This is a genomic window from Methylomonas rivi, assembly GCF_024505165.1.
GTDB lineage: Bacteria > Pseudomonadota > Gammaproteobacteria > Methylococcales > Methylomonadaceae > Methylomonas > Methylomonas rivi.
Window position 1 is genome coordinate 1 of record NZ_JANIBK010000246.1, and the last position, 3,406, is coordinate 3,406.

The 3,406-nt window shown below is 49.9% G+C and carries 3 protein-coding genes; all 3 read right to left on the reverse strand.

Features of this window, described 5'->3' with window-relative positions; all coding sequences use genetic code 11:
* The coding region (locus tag NP596_RS20595; protein WP_504130743.1) for an SPM autocatalytic domain-containing protein at positions 1 to 1,959 on the reverse strand (1,959 nt) is incomplete at its 3' end.
* A gap of 15 nt (positions 1,960 to 1,974) precedes the next feature.
* Entirely contained in the window at positions 1,975 to 2,451 is a 477-nt protein-coding gene (locus NP596_RS20600; RefSeq protein ID WP_256617262.1) for a hypothetical protein, read from the reverse strand.
* Positions 2,452 to 2,662: 211 nt separating this feature from the next.
* Positions 2,663 to 2,950 (reverse strand): hypothetical protein, encoded by a 288-nt coding sequence (locus tag NP596_RS20605; RefSeq protein ID WP_256617263.1) that lies wholly within the window; start codon positions 2,948 to 2,950, stop codon positions 2,663 to 2,665.
* Between the last annotated feature and the right edge of the window lie 456 nt (positions 2,951 to 3,406).

Sequence of the window (3,406 nt, forward strand, 5' to 3'; positions counted from 1 at the left end):
GTCGGCGGCGGCGAAGTCGGTTAACAGTTGCGCCAATACCGGCGACAGGGTGGCGGCTTCGCGCAGGCTGCGCACTTGGCCGGCGCCCTGCATGTCCGGCAGCGTTTCGAAGCCGGTGGTGTCCAGCGTATCGGCAAACTGGCTGTGGAAGGTATCCTGCACCAGGTTGATGTCGCCCAGATTGCCGCTGACCTCGCCCAGAGTTCCGCTGCTACCGTCGGTTTTGACGAAGCTGCCCAGGTCGGCCAGTTGGTTGCCGTTGGCAAGGATTTGGCTGTGTTCGGTGCTGCCGGTGTGAATGGCGGCGATGTTTTGGCTTTCCAACGTGAACAGTTCGTTAGCTTGGCTGACGCCGTCCTGGTTCAGGTCGCGCCACAGGCGCAGGTTGGCGAATTGGGCGTCGGACGCATCCACCATGCCGTCGCCGTTGCTGTCAAGGTCGCGTAAGGCGTCGAAACCGTCGGCGGCCAGTTGGCCGTCGCTTTTGATAAAGGCGTCGCCGAACAGTTCGCGGCCGTTGTCTATGCTGCCGTTGGCGTTTTTGTCCATCACCAAAAAGGCGTCGTCGGCGGAGACCCAGCCGGTGGCGGTTTTGACGCCGTCGGCGTCGTGGTCGAAGTAGATGGGGTTGGCGGTGTCGATGCCGGTGGTTTCCAGGCCGTCGTTGTCCAGGTCGAAGGTTAAGGGGTCTCGGCGGACGGGGGCGGTGGCGACGGTGGCTGAGGTGAAGAGGTTGGAGATGCTGTCAAATAATACCGGAGCAAGTTTAATTGCCTCGTAAGCACCGTATACCATTAATACCCCTCCAACAAAGGCTCCAAGTGGTATCCCAAGAAGTGCACCAATTGCAGTTGCTGCAAGTTGGGCGCCTCCGAACATCGCCGCCCCTTCGGCAAAATCTAACAGACCATTTGCAATGATTTGCTTCGCTTGGTCATGGTTACCTGCTTGCTCCGCGGCGATAGCTTCTGATGCAATAAGCATCAATCCCATAACTATTCCAGCGGCGTTTGCGCGACCCAAGGATTTGCTCGTTTCTGCGGCATGAGCTAAGTCGCCCACGGATTCGAATAGGGTAAGTCGTTCTTGATGATAGCCTTTGAGCACTTCGTTGGTCGCCATAAAGTTTTTCAAAGCATCCTGCTCGGCGACTGTCACCGGAATTTTTAAGACTTCCGCATTACGCCCTAGAATATCCGCACCGCGTTCAACGGATAAATTATTTAAATTTAGTTTCTGAAAATATTCTTGAGAGCCAACGCCAGTTAACTTTTTAGTTTCGGAATCGATCTGAAATTTTAAATTTTCGGTTTGCAGGGCAGATTGCCGATTGACATAGTCCAAAGTCATCCGGCTAGCCTCAACATCGTTTATAGCAAGGCCTTTGGTAACCAGATCGCTTTGCAAGCGTCGTAAATCCTCCACTGAATCACCATTAATGCGGCGATTGCTCAGATCGGGATTATTCAGAATTTCGGTGAGTTCGGATTGAGAAAATACGCTGTTTTCCAGCGCATTAGGCGTTATGGCAAGATAATCGCCCGGTGCCGAACGGGCAAGCATCTTGGAAGCCATATCCCACAAGCTGTCACTGCTGATACGGTTTTTGGAAAGGTCTTTGCCATCCATTATGCGGGCGTACTCAGCTTCATTTTTGCCAACTGCTTCAAAAAGGGCATCAGTGAAATCTTTATGCTCCAATAAATCCGCTACATCCGTGTCAGCAATCGTAACCACCTGTTTCTTGCCATTGGCATCGAACGAATGGTCGCTGATTTCATTGGCGGCTTGCCAAGCTTCAAGCTCGCCAATCTTGCCGCTGTATAACAGAGTCAGCGCGTTTGTCGTGGCATTGCGGGCAATTGCAGAAGTTTCGCTGACCAATCGTTGTAGACCTGCAACGCCGGTATAACCTTCGGTACCGATTTTGCCGAGTGCTTCGTTAAGTGTTAGCGCCATGATTTTGTTCCCTGCTTATTTAAATTCGACGTTAAAAGAGAGTATGTTCCAACGCTCAACTGTATTTGGGTTATCTCGAGTACCGCCATTGGCAAAAGGTCGGAAATATGCGGACTCTTTCAGCCCTTCCCTAATAAAGAGCTTAATTTCTTCTTTGCGCGATTCGAGGTTTTTGGGTATCTTAAGATCGTGTACAGTCCAGTGATGCTCCATTCCAACAGATTCGTCACCTAACCAATGGTCCTCAAGCTTGAAAATAACAAAGTCATTCTCGATACCCAGTGCGTAATAAGCTAGCTGATCATCTTCTCGGCCCTTGCCAACCAAACAAACCAAGTAAACGCCTCGATCATGATCGCACGTCCATGTATTTGTTGTGCTAATGTGAAACCCGTGAATCCAACGGTCGCGCTCCTTTACCTTTTCAAACGTAATAGTTGACAACAGTCTTTTTTTATCTTGGTCCGATATTTTTTCGTTTACGAATGCCATGTTGATGTTCTCCTGTTGAAATTGTTCGAATCTGTTGTTGGTATGTTTTACCGAGTGTATTGATGTTATCGTCATGCCGCTATTTTCCATATTGACTCATTCGCCGCCGTGCCAGCCGGCACGGTATTAAAGGTGCGGCCGTTGAAGTAAGCCAAAAGGGGGCAAAGCCAAAAGGGGTCAGGTCTTGCATTAATACATTTTGTTGACCTTCTCATACCGCCATGTTCCAAGTTTTGTCGCATGATGCCGCTCCCAGCAGCTCGGTGTTAAATGTGCAGCCGTTGAAATGATCCAGGATGATCAATTTATTGAGCAAGGTGTTATAAGCTGCACTGTCGGTGGTGAGGTTTTGCATATTGACGGTTAAGTTGTGGCTGTCGCAGGCATTGCTGATAATGGTAGCGGCGAAGCTGGTCAAAAGTTTCGCCAAGACTGTATGGCAAAATAACCCGCAGGCATCGCGCTGTATCTTTAATTTGTTCGAATCATGCAATTTCATATCAATCTCCGTCTATATCTATTCAGCCAGATAACAAGGCGCCGCCAACTGCTAATCCACTTGGTTACCTTTATTCGCTTCCCGCGGGCTTGATGCGCCGATACTCTTCGTCCGGACATGCGGCGGGCGGCAATGTAACAAATCCTTTTGTAAGAATGTCCTTACAGGTTTCGATACACACGCTTGTAGTTCCCGCCTGCCACACCCGCTACAGGTGCGGCATCCCTTCGGTGTATTCAAATTTATTCAATAGCTTGCTAATAGCCCATCCCTTTATAGGATTCGGTTTTTCGGTGTCGGATTATGTGTTTTTCACGCGGTGCTTGTGCATGCGCTAAGCAATGTATGCTAACGATGAAAGTTAGCGTATTGTCTCTAATAGCCTTACTCGTTGCGATTGTCCGAACGTACAATCGGCGAATACATAGTCGCGCAAGCCGGTCAGCACCAAGACCG

Coding starts and splice junctions, on each gene's coding strand:
- NP596_RS20600 (WP_256617262.1), bottom strand. CDS start 2,451: ATGGCATTCGTAAACGAAAAAATATCGGACCAAGATAAAAAAAGACTG.
- NP596_RS20605 (WP_256617263.1), bottom strand. CDS start 2,950: ATGAAATTGCATGATTCGAACAAATTAAAGATACAGCGCGATGCCTGC.